The organism is Streptomyces sp. NPDC004610 (assembly GCF_040609715.1).
Taxonomy (GTDB): Bacteria; Actinomycetota; Actinomycetes; order Streptomycetales; family Streptomycetaceae; genus Streptomyces.
The window spans coordinates 30,612-46,331 of the sequence record NZ_JBEXLA010000030.1 but is presented as its reverse complement, the minus strand read 5'-3'; the positions used below and the strand labels follow the sequence as shown (position 1 = coordinate 46,331).

Here is a 15,720-nt window from a genome sequence, read left to right as displayed (position 1 = left end):
CGACCGACCGCCGTACGTGTGCCTATGTGATCCGCCGACCGACCGCCGTACGCGTGCGTACACGTGCCTACGTGATCCGCCGACCCGACCGCCGTACCCCTGCCCCCTCGTACCGCCGACCCGACCGCCCTACCTCGGCCCCCTCGTACCGCCGACCCGACCGCCCCCGGAGGGATCCGTGATGTCCGCAGACTCTCACCCGGCCCCGGCCCCGGCGCAGCCCGCCGCCGACGACCCCCGCCCCCTCACCGACGACGAGGTGTCCCGGCTCGACGCGCACTGGCGGGCCACCAACTATCTCGCCGTCGGCCAGATCTATCTGCTGGCCAACCCGCTGCTCACCGAGCCCCTGCGCCCCGAGCACATCAAGCCCCGGCTGCTCGGCCACTGGGGCACCTCACCCGGCCTCAACCTCGTCTACACCCACCTCAACCGGGTGATCAAGGCACGGGACCTGGACGCCCTGTGCGTCTGGGGCCCCGGGCACGGCGGGCCCGCGGTGGTGGCCGGCTCCTGGCTGGAGGGCTCGTACACCGAGGTCTACCCGGACATCACCCGGGACGCGGCGGGCATGGCCCGGCTCTTCCGGCAGTTCTCGTTCCCCGGCGGGGTGCCCAGCCATGTCGCCCCCGAGACCCCGGGCTCCATCCACGAGGGCGGCGAACTCGGCTACTCCCTCTCCCACGCCTACGGCGCCGCCTTCGACAACCCGGACCTGCTCGTCACCTGTGTGATCGGCGACGGCGAGGCCGAGACCGGGCCGCTGGCCGCCTCCTGGCACTCCACCGCGTTCCTCGACCCCGTCCACGACGGCGCCGTCCTGCCGATCCTGCACCTCAACGGCTATAAGATCGCGGGTCCCACCGTCCTCGCCCGGATCGACGAACCCGAGCTGGACGAACTCCTGCGCGGTCACGGCCACGCCCCGCTGCATGTCACCGGCGACGACCCCGCCACCGTCCACCGCTCCCTCGCCGCCGCGCTGGACACCGCCCTCGACCGGATCGCCGCCATCCAGCGCGCCGCCCGCGAGGACGGCTCCACCGAACGCCCCCGCTGGCCGGTGATCGTGCTGCGCACCCCGAAGGGCTGGACCGGCCCCGCCGAGGTCGACGGCCTCCCGGTGGAGAACACCTGGCGGGCCCACCAGGTCCCGCTGTCCGCCGTCCGCGACAACCCGGCACACCGCCGCCAACTGGAGGAATGGCTGCGCTCCTACCGCCCCGGGGAACTCTTCGACGCCGACGGCCGCCCGCGCCCCGACGTCCTCGACTGCGTTCCCGAGGGCACCCGCCGCCTCGGCGCCACCCCGCACGCCAACGGCGGCCTCCTGCTGCGCGAACTGCCCCTCCCGCCCCTGGACACCTACGCCGTGGAGGTCGGCAGACCGGGCGCCACCCTGCACGAACCCACCCGCGTCCTCGGCCGGCTGCTGGAGCACGTCATGGCCGCCACCGCCGACCGGCGGGACTTCCGCCTGGTCGGCCCCGACGAGACCGCCTCCAACCGCCTCGACGCGGTCTACGCCGCCTCCGGCAAGGCATGGCAGGCCGATGTCCTGCCCGTGGACGAACACCTCGACCGGCACGGCCGGGTGATGGAGATCCTCTCCGAGCACACCTGCCAGGGCTGGCTGGAGGGCTATCTCCTCACCGGCCGCCACGGACTGTTCTCCTGCTACGAGGCGTTCGCGCACATCGTCGACTCCATGGTCAACCAGCACATCAAATGGCTGCGCGTCAGCCGCGCCCTCCCCTGGCGCGCGCCCATCGCCTCCCTCACCTACCTCCTCACCTCCCATGTCTGGCGCCAGGACCACAACGGCTTCTCCCACCAGGACCCCGGTTTCGTGGACCACATCCTCAACAAGAGCCCGGAGGTCGTACGGGTCTATCTGCCGCCGGACGCCAACACCCTGCTGTCGGTGGCCGACCACGCCCTGCGCAGCAAGGACTACGTCAATGTGATCGTGGCCGGAAAACAACCCTGCTTCGACTGGCTCTCCATGGCCGAGGCCCGCGCCCACTGCGCCCGCGGCGCCGGGATCTGGCCGTGGGCCGGCACCGAGGACGGCGACCCGCCCGACGCCGTCCTGGCCTGCGCCGGAGACGTCCCCACGCAAGAGGTCCTCGCCGCCGCGCAACTGCTGCGCACCGAGCTGCCGGACCTCGCCGTCCGGGTCGTCAACGTGGTCGACATCGCCCGGCTGCTGCCCGCCGGAGAACACCCGCACGGCATGACCGACTTCGAGTACGACGGTCTGTTCACCCCCGACAGACCGGTGATCTTCGCCTACCACGGCTACCCCTGGCTGATCCACCGCCTCGCCTACCGGCGCACCGGCCACGCCCAGCTCCATGTCCGCGGCTACAAGGAGATCGGCACCACGACCACCCCCTTCGACATGGTCGTCCGCAACGACCTCGACCGCTACCGGCTGGTCATGGACGTCATCGACCGCGTCCCCGGCCTCGCCGTCCGCGCCGCCGCCGTACGCCAGCGGATGGCGGACATCCGACAGCGCCACCACGACTGGATCCGCCGGTACGGCACGGATCTCCCCGAGGTCGCCGACTGGACCTGGGACGGCTGAGCGGCGCGGCACCAGCACGGCGTACCCAGGGCGCACGGGCGGGGCGCGCGGCGCAGACCGGGAGCAGAGGGCGGGGGCCTTGTGCGCCCTGTCACGCCCCGGCGCCGGGCGCCTACAGTGTGTCGCCCAGCCCTGCGGGCCCGCCCGGCAGGGCCGAGCCCCATGAGAAGGGCCCTCGCCCCACCAGTACGGTCACCGGCCCGCGCCGACCCGGACCCCACACCGGGTACCGGCCAGGACGGCGGAGCGACGGACGCCGGTGGCCGCGCGTGTCAGGCACCACCCGTGAGAGCGCCCGGCCGGCCGCGCAGGCGGATCTGCGCGGCTCCACCGGCGCGCCCCGAAGCCGCTGGAGGCTCCTGTGTCCCGACCGTGCGTCGCCCTCGTCACCGATCCCACCTCGCCCGAAGGCTGCGGGGACGTCCTCGCCGAAGCCGTGGAGCGGCTCACCGGCCTGCCCCCGGTCCGGATCGACTCCCGGCACTTCGCCACCGGCGGCACCGGCCGCGCCGTCCCCTCGGGGAACCGGCTGCGGCTGATCGTCCCCGGCGAGCCCACCGAGGTGGAACCGGACGTGGTGGTCCTGTACGAGATCCCGCCGCACGCGCGCCACACCCTGGCCGATTTCCAGCACCTGCTGGACCGCCACGACATGGTCACCCTGGGCACCGGTGTCGACGCCTGGCGCACGGCCACCGAGAAGAACCTCACCGTCGAGCGCTTCCAGCGGGACGGCATCGCCCATATGGAGACCACCGTCCTGTCCCGGCCCAGCCCCCAGGAGGCCGCCGCGGCCTTCGGCAAGCTCGGCGGGGACGTCTGGGCCCGCCCGGTGATCGGCACCGGCGGCTACGACACCTTCCATGTCACCGACCTCGACCGCCTGGAGTACGTCAGCGGCTTCTACGCCGAGCGCGGCACCGACTGGATGCTGTCCCGGGACGCCGGGAACATCACCGCCGACGGGATGCGCCACCAGTTCCGGGTGTTCGTGCTGCACGGCCGGGTGGTGCACGCCCGTGAGCATCTCCAGCCCGAGCCCGACCAGCCCTGCAACACCAGTCAGGGCGCCACCGCCGTGTTCATCGAGCCCGCCGAGCTGGACCCCCGGCTCACCGAGCTGGCCGTCGCCGCCACCGCCTCGATGGGCCTGCCGTTCGCCGGGGTGGATCTGGCGATCGAGCAGGGCGGAGTGGTCTTCGAGGTCAATGTCCAGCCCGCTTTCATCCCCGGCGAACTGCACAAGGCCGCCGTCCCCTACATCGAGGCCCATCTGAGCGCCCTGGCCGCCCGCCTCGGCCCGGTCGGCGAACCGGAGCCGCAGCTCTGACCCTGCCCGAATCCTCGCCCGAGTTGTCGCCCGCGGACACAGTGGTCATCCTCGAAGAAGGCACGCCCGTGTCCCACCCGGTAGTGGTGGACGACTGAGGTCGTGGTGGAGGACTGAGGATGAACACCTACCGTGTCGCCCAGGTGACCGCCCCGAACGGCGCCTTCGCACTCACCGAACGGGAGATCCCCCACCCGCCCGCCGGGCACGTCAGGATCGCCGTGGAGGCGTGCGGTGTCTGCCACAGCGACGCCGCCTTCGTGGCGGGGGTGCTGCCCGGTGTCACCTTCCCCGAGGTGCCGGGGCACGAGATCGCCGGACGCGTGGCGGAACTGGGCGACGGGGCCGCGGCGTACGGCTGGGCGGTCGGTGACCGGGTCGCGGTGGGCTGGTTCGGCGGGAGCTGCGGCCACTGCGTCTCCTGCCGCAAGGGCGACTTCATCGTCTGCCGGGAACTGAAAGTCCCGGGCTGGGCGTACGACGGCGGCTTCGCCGAGCAGATGATCGCCCCCGTCGACGCCCTGTCCCGGATCCCCGACGCCCTCACGGCCGCCGACGCCGGTCCCATGGCCTGCGCCGGGGTGACCGTCTTCAACGGGCTGCGGCGCAGCTCCGCCCGGTCCGGCGACCTGGTCGCGGTGCTCGGGCTCGGCGGCCTCGGGCATCTGGCGGTGCAGTACGCCGTCGCCATGGGCTTCGAGACCGCCGCCCTAGCCCGCGGCCCCCAGAAGGCCGACTTCGCCAAGCGGCTGGGCGCGCACCACTACCTCGACACCACCGGCGCCACCCCGGTCGGCGAGGCGCTGGCCGCGCTGGGCGGGGCCCAGGTGGTGCTGGCCACCGCGGGCAACTCCGCGGCGATCACCGCCGTCGTCCCCGGGCTCGCGCCCCGCGGTGAACTCGTCGTCATCGGCGCCGACACCGCCCCCCTCGGCATCAGCCCGGCCGACCTGATCTTCAAGGCGTACGTCCTGCGCGGCCACCCCTCCGGCACCGCCCAGGACGTGGCCGACACCATGGCCTTCAGCGTCCTGCACCACATCCGCCCGATGACCGAGACCGTGCCGCTGGCACAGGCCGGTGACGCCTTCGCGCGGATGCTGGCCGGTCAGGCCCGGTTCCGGATGGTGCTGACCACCGACTGACGCCCCGTCAGACGCCGTCGGCGGGCAGGGCGTACAGCTGCGGCAGATTGACCACGATCGCCTCCTGCGTGGAGCGGGCGATCACCACCACCGCCTCCTCGGCCGGATCGGGGTTCTCCTCGCGGTGCGGGACGAAGGGCGGGACGAAGATGTAGTCGCCGGGCGAGGTCCGCAGCCGCACCTCCTCGCCGCCGTCCCCGGCGCCGTCGAGGAACACGAACTCCGGGTGCCCGCTGACCACATAGATGGCCGTCTCGGACTCGCCGTGATGATGGTCGGAGGACGAGGTGGACGGGGCGACATGGGTCTGGCCCATCCAGAGCTTCTCCGACCCGACCGCCCGCCCGCTCACCGCCGCGAACCTGCGCATGCCCCCGGTCTGGGCGGTGTCCCCGTCGAGGGAGTCGGCGCGGATGTGGTGCAGCCGGGTGCTCAGGGGTGCCGCCGGCTCCGGGGCCGTGCCGTGCAGATGCGGATGGAAGCCTTCGCCGGGAAGGGTCACGGGCTCGCTCATGGCTGGGGACGCTAGGCGCGACCCCTAAAGGACGTCAAGAGGTGTCCATTCCCGTTCACCTGCGGCAATGTTTCCGCAATGAAGAGATCGGGGCCGCCGCGAGCATGGCCGGGCGACGCCCCTTCGGGCACCGCCCGGTCGGGCATGATGGGGTGATGCATATCTCCGCGAAGGCGGACTACGCCGCACGGGCGTTGCTGGAACTCGCCCGCGAGCCGGACCGCCCGCTCACCTGTGAGGCCATCGCCTCCTCGCAGCAGATCCCGTTCCGCTTCCTGAAATCCGTCGTCGGCGAGTTGCGCAGAGCGGGCCTGGTCCGCAGCCAGCGCGGCTGCGAGGGCGGCTACTGGCTCGGCCGCCCCGCCGACACCATCACCCTCCTCGATGTCTCCCGCGCCGTCGACGGCGAACTGCTCACCCTGCGCGGCGAGACCCCCGCCGCCCTCGACTACCCCGGGGCCGCCACCCGGCTGCCCGGCATCTGGCGGCGGATCGAGGCCGAGGCCGCCGCTGTCCTCGGCGGGGTGACCGTCGCCTCCCTGCTCCCCGAGGGCGGGGCCGCCGCCGAGGACCGGCCGCTCACCCGGCAGGGCGCGGCATGAGCGCCCCACCCGGGCCGCCGCCGGTCGAAGTGGTCGAGTACACCGACCCGTTGTGCCCCTGGGCCTGGGGCTCGGAGCCCGTCTTCCGGCGGCTGCGCGCCGCCGTCGCCGGACGGGCCGTCTGGCGCCGGGTGTTCTGCGTCCTCTTCGACGACGATGACGACCCCGCCCCCGACCCCGCCGCCGAGACCGCCTGGTACGCGCGCTACGTCGAGGAGATCGGCACCCACACCGGCGCCCCCCGCGCGGTCCGGCTGGACCGGGTCGCGGCTAGCTCCTGGCCGGCCTCGCTGGTCGCCAAGGCGGCCGAACTCCAGGGCCCCGAGGTCGCCGACCTGGTCCTGCGCCGGCTGCGGGAGACCGTGTTCGTGCTGGGCAGCCCCGCGGACACCCTGCCCGCCGCCCTCGCCGCCACCACCGGCTGCCGGGCCCTGGACCTCGCCCGGCTCACCGCCGACGCGGCCTCCGAGCGGGTCCGCGAGCGCGTCCGGGCCGACCGCGCGGAGGCCCGCAGGCCCGTTCCCGAGGCGCACCGCCCGGCCCCCGGCGCCTCGCCCCACCCGGGCACCGCCAAGGAGACCGCCGACGGCGGCCTCCGGTACGCGCTGCCCACCCTCCTGGTCCGCTCCGGCCACCGCTACCGGGTGGTCCCGGGCTGGCGGCCCTACGAGGAGTACGCGGCGGCCCTCGGCGCGCTCGGCCCGCCCCCACCGCCCGGCCCCCAACTGCCCACCGCCCAGGCCCTGGAGCACTACCGCAGCCTCACCGACCCCGAGCGCCGGACGCTGACGCGGGGTGCCTGGCCGCCCCCCGGAGCCGTCCGGATCGACACCGCGAACGCACCCCTGTGGCTGCACCCCGAGGAGGCCGCCGTGCACCCGGCCACCGCCCCCGCACCCGGCTGACAGGGCGCTGAGCTGCGCACCCACCCGAACCGGCGGCCCTGCCGCCCCGACGGCGGCGACCGCACCGGCACCCGTCCCGCCCAATGAGACATCAAAAGGTGTCCATTGACAGACGGTGAGAACCGGCCCCAGGATTGCCGCATGCTCACGACGCACCCCGGTGTGGTGTGCCGCTACGTGGACCTGCGGCGCACCTGCAGCGCACTCTGTCGCTGACCCGCCCCCCGTCCCACCGCCCACGGCGCCCACGGCCCTTCGCCGACTCTCCCGCAGCCGTGCCGCTCCCGCCGTACCGCGCCTCTGAGCGCGCCCGTTCCGGCAACCCCTGACGCGGTGTCCGCCGCCCTCCCGGTCCGGCCCGGTCCGTTCCCGCGGACCGCCGACGCCGTCCGCCCCGCCACCGGTGCACCCCGATCCGTGCCCCGGCGCATGCCATCGCCGGCCTGCGCCGGTGCCGCGGTGCGCCGGTCCCGCGGTCCACCGCCCCGCACCGGGGCGCACCCTCGCAGAGAGAAACCCATGCCCGTACGTCTGCTCCAGCGCCGTCCCGCCCTCACCCCCGCGACCCCCTCCCGCCGCCGCTCCCTGCGCTCCACCGCCCTCGGCGCCGCCCTGCTCACCGTGCTCGTCCCCGTGCTCAGCGCCTGCGGCGGCGAGGCGGGCGCCGGTACCGGCAACGCCACCCTCAAGTGGACCTCGTCCTACTTCCCCACCCACTGGGACCCGGTGGTCAGCGGCAGCGGCGCCCAGTTCCGCGAACTCGCCCTGGTCTACGCCTCGTTGACCCGCACCGACGAGAACGGCAACGCGGTGCCCGACCTGGCCGAGAGCTGGGAGTACAACGACACGGGCGATCAGATCACCTTCCACCTCCGCCCCGGCCTCACCTTCAGCGACGGCGAACCCGTCGACGGCGCCGCCGTCAAGGCCGCCATCGAGCGGGCCAAGGAGCAGAAGAACTCCGCCCTGTTCGGCGACCTCACCTCCATCGAATCCGTCGAGGCCGACGGGCTCGACGCCACCGTCAACCTCACCCAGGTCGACTACCAGATCCCCCAGTTGCTCGGTCAGCGGGTCCTCCAGATCGCCAGCCCCAAGGCCGCCGCCGCACCGGAGGAGCTGGACCAGCAGCCGGTCGGCGCGGGCCCCTTCACCGTCACCCAGCTCGTCCCCGGCACCAAGGTCGTCCTGAAGAAGAATCCGGAGTACTGGGACGCCGAGAACATCCATATCGACCAGGTCGAGCTGACCTCCGCACCCGACACCGCCACCGTCGTCAACGGACTGCGCACCGGCGTCTACAACTTCGCCGACATCGACCCCAGCCAGGCCCAGGCCGCCGAGGACGCCGGACTCGATGTCTTCGTCCAGCCCGGCTTCAACGCCTCCAACCTCAGCCTGAACATCAACAAGGCCCCCTTCGACAACCCGGACGTCGTCGACGCCGTACGGCACGCCGTCAACCGCGAGGAGTTCGTCGACAAACTGACCTTCGGCTACGGCGAGGTGACCGACCAGCCCTTCCCCAAGGGCTATGTGGCCTACGACCCCGAGTCGGAGAACGCCTACCCCTACGACCCGGAGAAGTCCGAGCAGCTCCTCGCCGACGCCGGCTACGACAGCGGTGAGATCACCCTCGACCTGGTCATCCCCGCCGAGGACCCGCAGGCGGAGATCGTCCAGTCCCAGCTCGCCGCCGTCGGCATCACCGTCAACATCAAGATCGACAAGAACTGGGCCACCCCGTTCTTCGCCAAGGACCTCACCTTCTCCCTCTACGGCACCACCGGCCGCGACTCCGCCGTCCAGACCCTCACCGCCCACTTCGGCCCCGACGGCCCCCTCAACCTCAGCTCGCCCCACGAGCCGGACGGCTTCGCCGACGCCGTCGCCACCGTCCGCCAGACCCCCCTGGACTCACCCGACTACGAGGCCAACCTCCAGGCCGCGACCCGCGCCGGACTCGCCAGCCGGGCCCTGGTCTTCACCTACTCGCAGCCCAACCTCATCGCCAAGAGCAGCACCATCTCCGACCTGCCCAGGAACCCCGCCCACATCGACTGGACCGGCGTCACCATCTCCGGCACCGACTGACCACCGCCCACCACCCCGGAAAGGAGAAGCACATGACGACGACCGAGGCGCGGGCGACGACCAAGCCCCGCCCCGCTCGCGGACCCCGCGCGGCCCGGACCCGCCGCGCCCTCGGCCGGGTCCTGGTCACCCTCGCCCGGTCGGTCGCGATCTTCGTACCGGTGTTCCTGGTCGCGACCTTCGTGACCTTCGCCCTGCGCTCGCTCAGCGGCCTCAGCCCCGCCCGCATCCAGCTCGGCGAACAGGCCACCCCCGAGGCCATCGCCCGGATCGAGGCCGAATGGGGCCTGGACCGGCCGTTCCTGGTCCAGTACGGCGACTGGCTCGCCGGAGTGTTCCAGGGACAGCTCGGCGCCAGCTGGACCAACGGCGCCGACATCTCCACCCTCATCGGCCTCGGCCTGGGCGTCAGCCTCTCCGTGGCCACCTTCGCCCTGCTCATCGGCGTGACCGCGGGCTTCGCCCTCGGCACCCTCGCCGCGCTGCGCCGCACCACCTGGATCGACCGGGCCGTCACCGGCTTCGTCACGGTGATCTCGGTGATGCCGCCGTTCGTCGTCGGGATCGTGCTGGTGGCGGTGTTCGCGGTCGGCCTCGGTCTCTTCCCGTCCGCCGGATACGTCCCCGCCGCCGACGGACTCGGCCCCTGGCTCACCCACATCACCCTCCCCGCGATCGCCCTCAGCTTCGATGTGATCGCCGATGTCGCCCGCCAACTGCGCGGCAGCCTGGTCGCCGCGTACCGGGAGAACTATGTGACCGGCGCGATCGTCCGGGGACTCGGCCCCCGGCGGATCTTCTTCGGCCATGTCCTGCGCAACGGCCTCGGCCCCGCGCTGGCCACCCTCGGTCTGAAGTTCCCCGCCCTCGTCGGCGCCTCCGTCGTCACCGAGTGGATCTTCGGCCTCCAGGGCTTCGGCCGCTTCGCCAACGACTCCGCGCAGGCCGGGGACGTACCCGCCGTACAGGGCGTCCTCGTGGTGTCGATCGCCCTGGTCGTCGCCTTCAACCTCGTCGTCAACCTGGTGCTGGCCCGGGTGACCCCGGCCGCCCAGAGGGGGGTGTGACCCCATGTTCCGCCGTGTCCTCGCCCTGCCGTCGGGCCGGATCGCCACCGGTATCCTCGCCGCCATCGCCCTGCTGGCCCTGCTCGGCCCGCTGCTCGCCCCGCAGGACCCCCTCGCCACCAGCGACCATGTGCTCGCCCCGGTGTCCGCCGGGCACTGGCTGGGCACCGACTACCTCGGCCGCGATGTCCTCAGCCGCCTCCTGGACGGCTCCCGCCTCAGCGTCCTCGGCGCCCTCGAAGTCGCCGTCACCGCACTGGTCGTGGGGACCGTCCCCGGCGTACTGTCCGTCTACCTGGGCCGCACCTTCGAGTGGGTCACCCTGCGACTGGCCGACACCCTGGTGGCGCTGCCGTTCCTGCTGTTCGCGGTCGCCGTGATCGCGCTGCTGGGCAACGGTCTCACCCAGGCCATGCTGGTCACCGGCGTCCTGGTGGCCCCGCTGTTCTACCGGGTCTCCCGCGCCGCCACCCTCACCGTCGCCCGCTCCCCGTACGTCGAGGCCGCGCTGCTGTCCGGCGCCTCGGTCGGCTGGGTGGTCCGCAAGCATGTGGCGCTCAAGGTGCTGCCGCCGATCGCGGTCGCCCTCGCCCAGACCATCGGCGTCGGCTTCGTGATCGTCTCCAGCCTGACCTTCCTCGGGATCGGCGTCCAGCCGCCCGACCCCACCTGGGGCGGACTGCTCGCCTCGGACCTCGGCTATCTCGCCCAGCGCCCCTGGGCACCGGTGGCCCCGGCCCTGCTGATCATGGCCACGGTCTGGGCCAGCAATCTGCTCGCCGACGCCGTCCGCGATGTGTCGGGCGAGGCGGGCCGGGCCCTGCTGACCAGCCGCGCGGCCCGCGCGGAGCGGGCGCGGCCCGCGGTGAACGGAGGAGGTGCGTGATGGCGACGACCGTCTCGGACGACATCGTCCCCGGCCGGGGAACGGAGCGGAACCCTCCGGGAGAGCGGGCCGCAGCCGTCCCTGCGGGTGCGGCGGGCCTGGCGGGTGCGGCGGGCCTAGCGGGTGCCCCTGCGCTTGAGGGTGCCCCCGTGCTTGAGGGTGCCCCAGCCATTGAGGGTGCCCCCGTGCTTGAAGGTGCTCCCGCCATTGAGGGTGCCCCCGACCTTGAGGGTGCCGCAGCCCTTGACGGTGCCCTAGCCCTTGAGGGTGACCCCGCTCCCGTCCCCGCTCCCACCCCCGCCCCCGTCCTCTCCCTCCGTGACGTCCGACTCCGCGACCGGCTCACCGGCCTCGACACCGTCCACGGCGTCGGATTCACCCTCGCCCCCGGCCAAGTGGTCGGCATCGTCGGCGAGTCCGGCAGCGGCAAGACCCTCACCTGCCGGGCGGCCCTCGGCATCCTGCCCGAACGGTTCGAGATCTCCGGCGGAACCATCGAGATCGCCGGCACCGACATCGCCGCACTGACCCCCGCCCACTGGACCGGGCTGCGCGGCACCACCATCGCCGCCGTCTTCCAGGACCCCGCCTCCTACCTCAATCCCTCCCTGCCGGTCGGCGCGCAGATCGCCGAGGTCGTCCGCGTCAAGAAGAAGGCGTCCCGCCGGGCCGCCCGCCGCCGCGCCGTCGAACTCCTCGCGGACGTCCGCCTCCGCGACCCCGAGCTGGTGTACGGGCAGTACCCGCACGAACTGTCCGGCGGCATGCTCCAGCGCGTCCTGATCGCCGCGGCCATCGCCGCCGACCCCCGCGTCCTGATCGCCGACGAGGCCACCACCGCGCTCGATGTCACGGTCCAGGCCGAGATCCTCGACCTCCTCGCCGAACTGCGCGAACGCGCCGGGCTCGCCCTCGTCGTGGTCTCCCACGACCTGGCCGTCGTCGCCCAGCTCTGCGACGAGGTCCTCGTCATGCGCCACGGCGAGGTCGTCGAACAGGGCCCCACCGCACAGGTCCTGCACACCCCGCGCCACCCCTACACCCGGCTGCTGGTCGACGAGCACGAGCAGTACGGCCTGGAGCGGTTCCTCGACCCCGGCCCCGACCCGAAGGAGACGGCGGTATGAGCACCCGCCCGAAGAACGCGGAACCGCCCGCCGACGGCGACCGGCGCCCCGTCCTGGAGGTCTCCGGTCTGGAGGTCCACTACGGCCCCCGCAGACGCCGCCGCCGCGCCCTGCACGACATCGCCCTGACCGTCTCGCCCGGCGAGACCGTGGGGATCATCGGCGAGACCGGCTCCGGCAAGTCCACCCTGGCCCGGACCGTCCTCGGCCTGGTCCCCGCCACCGCCGGATCCATCGTCCTCGATGGCGAGGAGGTCACCTCCCACAGCCCCCGCCAATGGCGCGACCTGCGCCGCCGGGGCGTGATCCAGTACGTCTTCCAGGACCCCCTGCGCAGCCTCGACCCCGATCTCACCATCGCCGCCTCACTGGCCGAACCGCTCCTCGTGCGGGGCGTGGCCGCCGCCGAGGCCGCCGACCGCGCCCGGACCTACCTCGCCCGGGTCCACCTGGACGAGGAACTGCTCGACCGGCTGCCCGGTGAGCTGTCCGGCGGGCAGCGCCAGCGCGTCGCCGTCGCCCGCGCCCTGGTCACCGCACCCCGGCTGATCATCCTGGACGAACCGGTCAGCGCCCTGGACTCCGCCAACCGCGTCCAGATCCTCACCATCCTCAAGGAACTGCGCGCGGCCGGAACCGCCCTCGTCTTCATCTCCCACGACCTCGGCTCGGTCGCCGGGATCGCCGACCGGATCGCGGTGCTCTACCGCGGCGAACTCGTCGAGACCGGCCCCGCCCGCGAGGTCGTGGCCCGCCCCCGGCACCCGTACACCCGGCTCCTGGTGCGCTCCGCACCCACCCTGCGCGCGGCCCCCGCCGACCGCACCGAACGCGAGGCGCTCCGCGCCCTGCTGCACATCTGAACCCCACGCTCCACGCCCTGCTGCACATCTGAACCCCACGCTCCACGCCCCGCCGCCCACCTGAAGAACCACACCCTCCGCGCCCTGCTGTACAGCTGCCCAGCTGAAAGACCCCACCCTCCGCGCTCTCCTGCACAGCTGAACCCACCCTCCCTCCTGACCCACCCCACCCCCGGAAGGACCCACCCATGTCCCGCACCCTCCATCTCGCGCTGCACCCCTACGGCGTCGGCGGTCCCGGCCAGCACGGGCTGTGGAAGGACCCGCGCGTCGCGAAGAACGCCAGCATCGACATCCAGTACTACATCCGCCAGGCGCAGGCCGCCGAACACGCCCTGTTCGACGCCCTGTTCATCGTGGACAGCCAGTTCATCAACCACACCTACCCGGCCCACTACCTCAACCGGCTGGAGCCGCTCACCCTGCTCTCCGCCGTCGCCACCCACACCCGGTACATCGGCCTCGTCGGCACCGCCAGCTCCACCTACAACTCACCCTTCAACCTGGCCCGCCGCTTCGCGTCCCTGGACCACATCAGCGGCGGCCGGGCCGGCTGGAACGTGGTGACCAGCTTCGACACCGGCGCCGCCCAGAACTTCGGCCTGGACGAGCACCTCGACTACTCCACCCGCTACGCCCGCGCCCTGGAGTTCGTCCAGGTCGCCCGGGGCCTGTGGGACTCCTACGAGGACGACGCCTTCCCGGCGGACGTGGCCCGCGATCTCTTCCTCGACCCGGACAAGCTGCACCGCCTCGACCACGAGGGCGAGCACTTCCGGGTGGCGGGCCCCCTCAACCTCTCCCGCTCCCCGCAGGGCCAGCCGGTGATCTTCCAGGCCGGGGTCTCCGAGGAGGGCCGCGATCTGGCCGCCCGGGTCGCCGAGGGCATCTACGCCCCCGGCGGCAGCCTCCAGCAGGCCCAGCAGTACTACGCCGACATCAAGTCCCGTACCGCCGCCCACGGCCGCGACCCCGACCACATCAAGATCTTCATCCACGGCGGCCCGGTCGTCGCCGCCACCGACGAGGCGGCCCGCCGCCGCGAGCGGGAGATCTTCGAGGAGGACAACGACTTCGACCGCAATCTCGCCCTGCTCGGCCGCTCCTTCGGCGCCTACGACTTCAGCACGCACGACCTGGACGCCCCCTTCCCCGATGTCGCCCATCTCGCCGAGAAGGGCGGGCGCACCGGCGCCACCCAGCTGATCGCCCGCGCCCGCGCCGAGAACCTGACCCTGCGCCAGGTCGCCGGACTGGTCTCGGAGTTCCGCGCCTCGCCGTTCGTCGGGGCACCGGAGACGGTCGCCGACACCATCGAGGAGTGGTTCCGGGCGGGCACCCTCGACGGCATCAACCTCGCCTTCCGCACCGAGGACGAGCTGAACCTGTTCGTGGACGGCGTCGTCCCGATCCTCCAGAAGCGCGGGCTGTTCCGCACCGAGTACACCGCCGACACCCTGCGAGGGAACCTCGGCCTGCCGGTACCGGCCAACCGCTGGACCCGGGAGCGCCCCGCGCCCGACGGTGTCACGGCCTGATGGGGACACCCCGTCTGCGGCTCGGCTTCCTCACCCATGTGCAGGGCCGCGACCAGGACTTCGCCCGCACCTACCGGGACGCCCAGGATCTGTTCGTCGCCGCCGACCAACTCGGCTTCGACATCGGCTGGGTCGCCCAGCACCATGTGGCACCGGGCGGCGGCGGACTCTCCTCGCCCTGGACCTTCCTCGCCCACGCCGCCGCCCGCACCCGCCGCATCCGGCTCGGCACCGCCGTCACCGTCCTCCCGCTGGAGAACCCGATCCGGCTCGCCGAGGACATCGCCACCGTCGACACGCTCAGCGGCGGCCGGGTCGAGATCGGCGTCGGCAGCGGCTCCGGCACCCTGGAGTACACGGCCTTCGGCAAGGACCCCGACCGTCGGCGCCAACTCACCAGCGACCACCTCCAGGTGCTCCGCCGCGCCCTGTCCGGCGCGGAGACCGGCGCCCCCGGCTTCCGCATCCAGCCCCCGCCCGCCCCCGACCTCACCGACCGGATCTGGCAGGGCGTCTTCAGCACCACCGGCGCCACCCATGCCGCCGCGGCAGGCTCCCACCTCCTCCTCAACCGCGCCGCCTACGGCCACGACGCCCCCACCGACGAGGTCCAGCGCCCCTGGGCGGACACCTACCTCGCCGCCTGGGACCGCCCCCGCCGCCCCCGCGTCGGACTGTCCCGCTTCGTCTTCCCCGCCCAGGACCGCCGCACCGCCCTCGCCCACATCCGCGACGACGTCCACCGGGCCGCGCTGCGCATGGCCGACCAGGGCACCTTCCCGCCCGGCCCGGGACCGGAGGAGGCCCTGCGCCGCTTCCACTGCTTCTACGGCCACCCCGAGGAGATCGTCACCGCGCTGCGCCAGGAGCGGGTGCTGCCCGTCGCGACCGACCTCATCACCCAGTTCAACCCGGCCGTCCTCGACCACGACACCGCGCTGCGCGCCCTGGAACGCATCGCGACCGAGGTGGCCCCCGCCCTGGGCTGGAAACCGGCCGCCTCCACCGAGCACACCCCCACCGAGCACACCCCCCAGCGACCCGAAGAGTGAGCCC

13 protein-coding genes are annotated in these 15,720 nt (G+C 73.1%); 12 read left to right on the top strand and 1 reads right to left on the bottom strand.

Annotated elements, in window-relative coordinates:
- The first annotated feature begins 181 nt into the window (after window positions 1–181).
- The 3 genes from ABZX40_RS29075 to ABZX40_RS29065 all read left to right on the top strand — a co-directional run bounded on the left by ABZX40_RS29075 (window position 182) and on the right by ABZX40_RS29065 (window position 5,068).
- Window positions 182–2,593 carry a phosphoketolase family protein gene (locus ABZX40_RS29075; protein WP_355749679.1) on the top strand — a complete coding sequence of 804 codons (2,412 nt, stop codon included), beginning with the start codon at window positions 182–184 and terminating at the stop codon, window positions 2,591–2,593.
- A 361-nt stretch (window positions 2,594–2,954) separates the two neighbouring features.
- A complete protein-coding gene (locus ABZX40_RS29070) occupies window positions 2,955–3,923 on the top strand; it encodes an alpha-L-glutamate ligase (RefSeq protein WP_355749676.1) in 969 nt (322 codons plus the stop codon).
- Between the two features lie 119 nt (window positions 3,924–4,042).
- On the top strand, window positions 4,043–5,068 hold the full coding sequence (locus ABZX40_RS29065) for an alcohol dehydrogenase catalytic domain-containing protein (protein ID WP_355749673.1): 1,026 nt from the start codon (window positions 4,043–4,045) through the stop codon (window positions 5,066–5,068).
- Window positions 5,069–5,075: 7 nt separating this feature from the next.
- Here ABZX40_RS29065 and ABZX40_RS29060 read toward each other — a convergent pair whose 3' ends face one another.
- Window positions 5,076–5,582, bottom strand: a complete 507-nt coding sequence (locus ABZX40_RS29060; protein ID WP_355749670.1) for a cupin domain-containing protein — start codon at window positions 5,580–5,582, stop codon at window positions 5,076–5,078.
- A gap of 155 nt (window positions 5,583–5,737) precedes the next feature.
- Between ABZX40_RS29060 and ABZX40_RS29055 the strand changes: the two genes are divergently transcribed.
- From ABZX40_RS29055 to ABZX40_RS29015, 9 genes are all read left to right on the top strand, one after another.
- Complete coding sequence (locus tag ABZX40_RS29055) at window positions 5,738–6,184, top strand: Rrf2 family transcriptional regulator (protein ID WP_355749667.1); 447 nt, start codon at window positions 5,738–5,740, stop codon at window positions 6,182–6,184.
- The gene (locus tag ABZX40_RS29050) at window positions 6,181–7,089 is read left to right on the top strand and encodes a DsbA family protein (RefSeq protein WP_355749664.1); all 909 of its coding nucleotides are present in this window, start codon (window positions 6,181–6,183) and stop codon (window positions 7,087–7,089) included. Before ABZX40_RS29055 ends, ABZX40_RS29050 begins: the two co-directional genes overlap by 4 nt.
- 519 nt (window positions 7,090–7,608) lie before the next feature.
- A complete protein-coding gene (locus ABZX40_RS29045) occupies window positions 7,609–9,183 on the top strand; it encodes an ABC transporter substrate-binding protein (RefSeq protein WP_355749661.1) in 1,575 nt (524 codons plus the stop codon).
- A 32-nt stretch (window positions 9,184–9,215) separates the two neighbouring features.
- Window positions 9,216–10,250 (top strand): ABC transporter permease, encoded by a 1,035-nt coding sequence (locus tag ABZX40_RS29040; RefSeq protein ID WP_355749658.1) that lies wholly within the window; start codon window positions 9,216–9,218, stop codon window positions 10,248–10,250.
- Window positions 10,251–10,254: 4 nt separating this feature from the next.
- Window positions 10,255–11,136: an ABC transporter permease gene (locus ABZX40_RS29035; protein WP_355749655.1), complete on the top strand. Its 882-nt coding sequence runs from the start codon at window positions 10,255–10,257 to the stop codon at window positions 11,134–11,136.
- 185 nt (window positions 11,137–11,321) lie between these two features.
- Window positions 11,322–12,263: an ABC transporter ATP-binding protein gene (locus ABZX40_RS29030; RefSeq protein WP_355749652.1), complete on the top strand. Its 942-nt coding sequence runs from the start codon at window positions 11,322–11,324 to the stop codon at window positions 12,261–12,263.
- Entirely contained in the window at window positions 12,260–13,126 is an 867-nt protein-coding gene (locus ABZX40_RS29025; RefSeq protein WP_355749649.1) for an ABC transporter ATP-binding protein, read from the top strand. The genes ABZX40_RS29030 and ABZX40_RS29025 overlap by 4 nt, the downstream gene beginning before the upstream one ends.
- 188 nt (window positions 13,127–13,314) lie before the next feature.
- A complete protein-coding gene (locus ABZX40_RS29020; RefSeq protein ID WP_355749646.1) occupies window positions 13,315–14,664 on the top strand; it encodes an LLM class flavin-dependent oxidoreductase in 1,350 nt (449 codons plus the stop codon).
- Window positions 14,664–15,716 (top strand): LLM class flavin-dependent oxidoreductase, encoded by a 1,053-nt coding sequence (locus tag ABZX40_RS29015; RefSeq protein ID WP_355749643.1) that lies wholly within the window; start codon window positions 14,664–14,666, stop codon window positions 15,714–15,716. Before ABZX40_RS29020 ends, ABZX40_RS29015 begins: the two co-directional genes overlap by 1 nt.
- The last annotated feature ends 4 nt before the right edge of the window (window positions 15,717–15,720 follow it).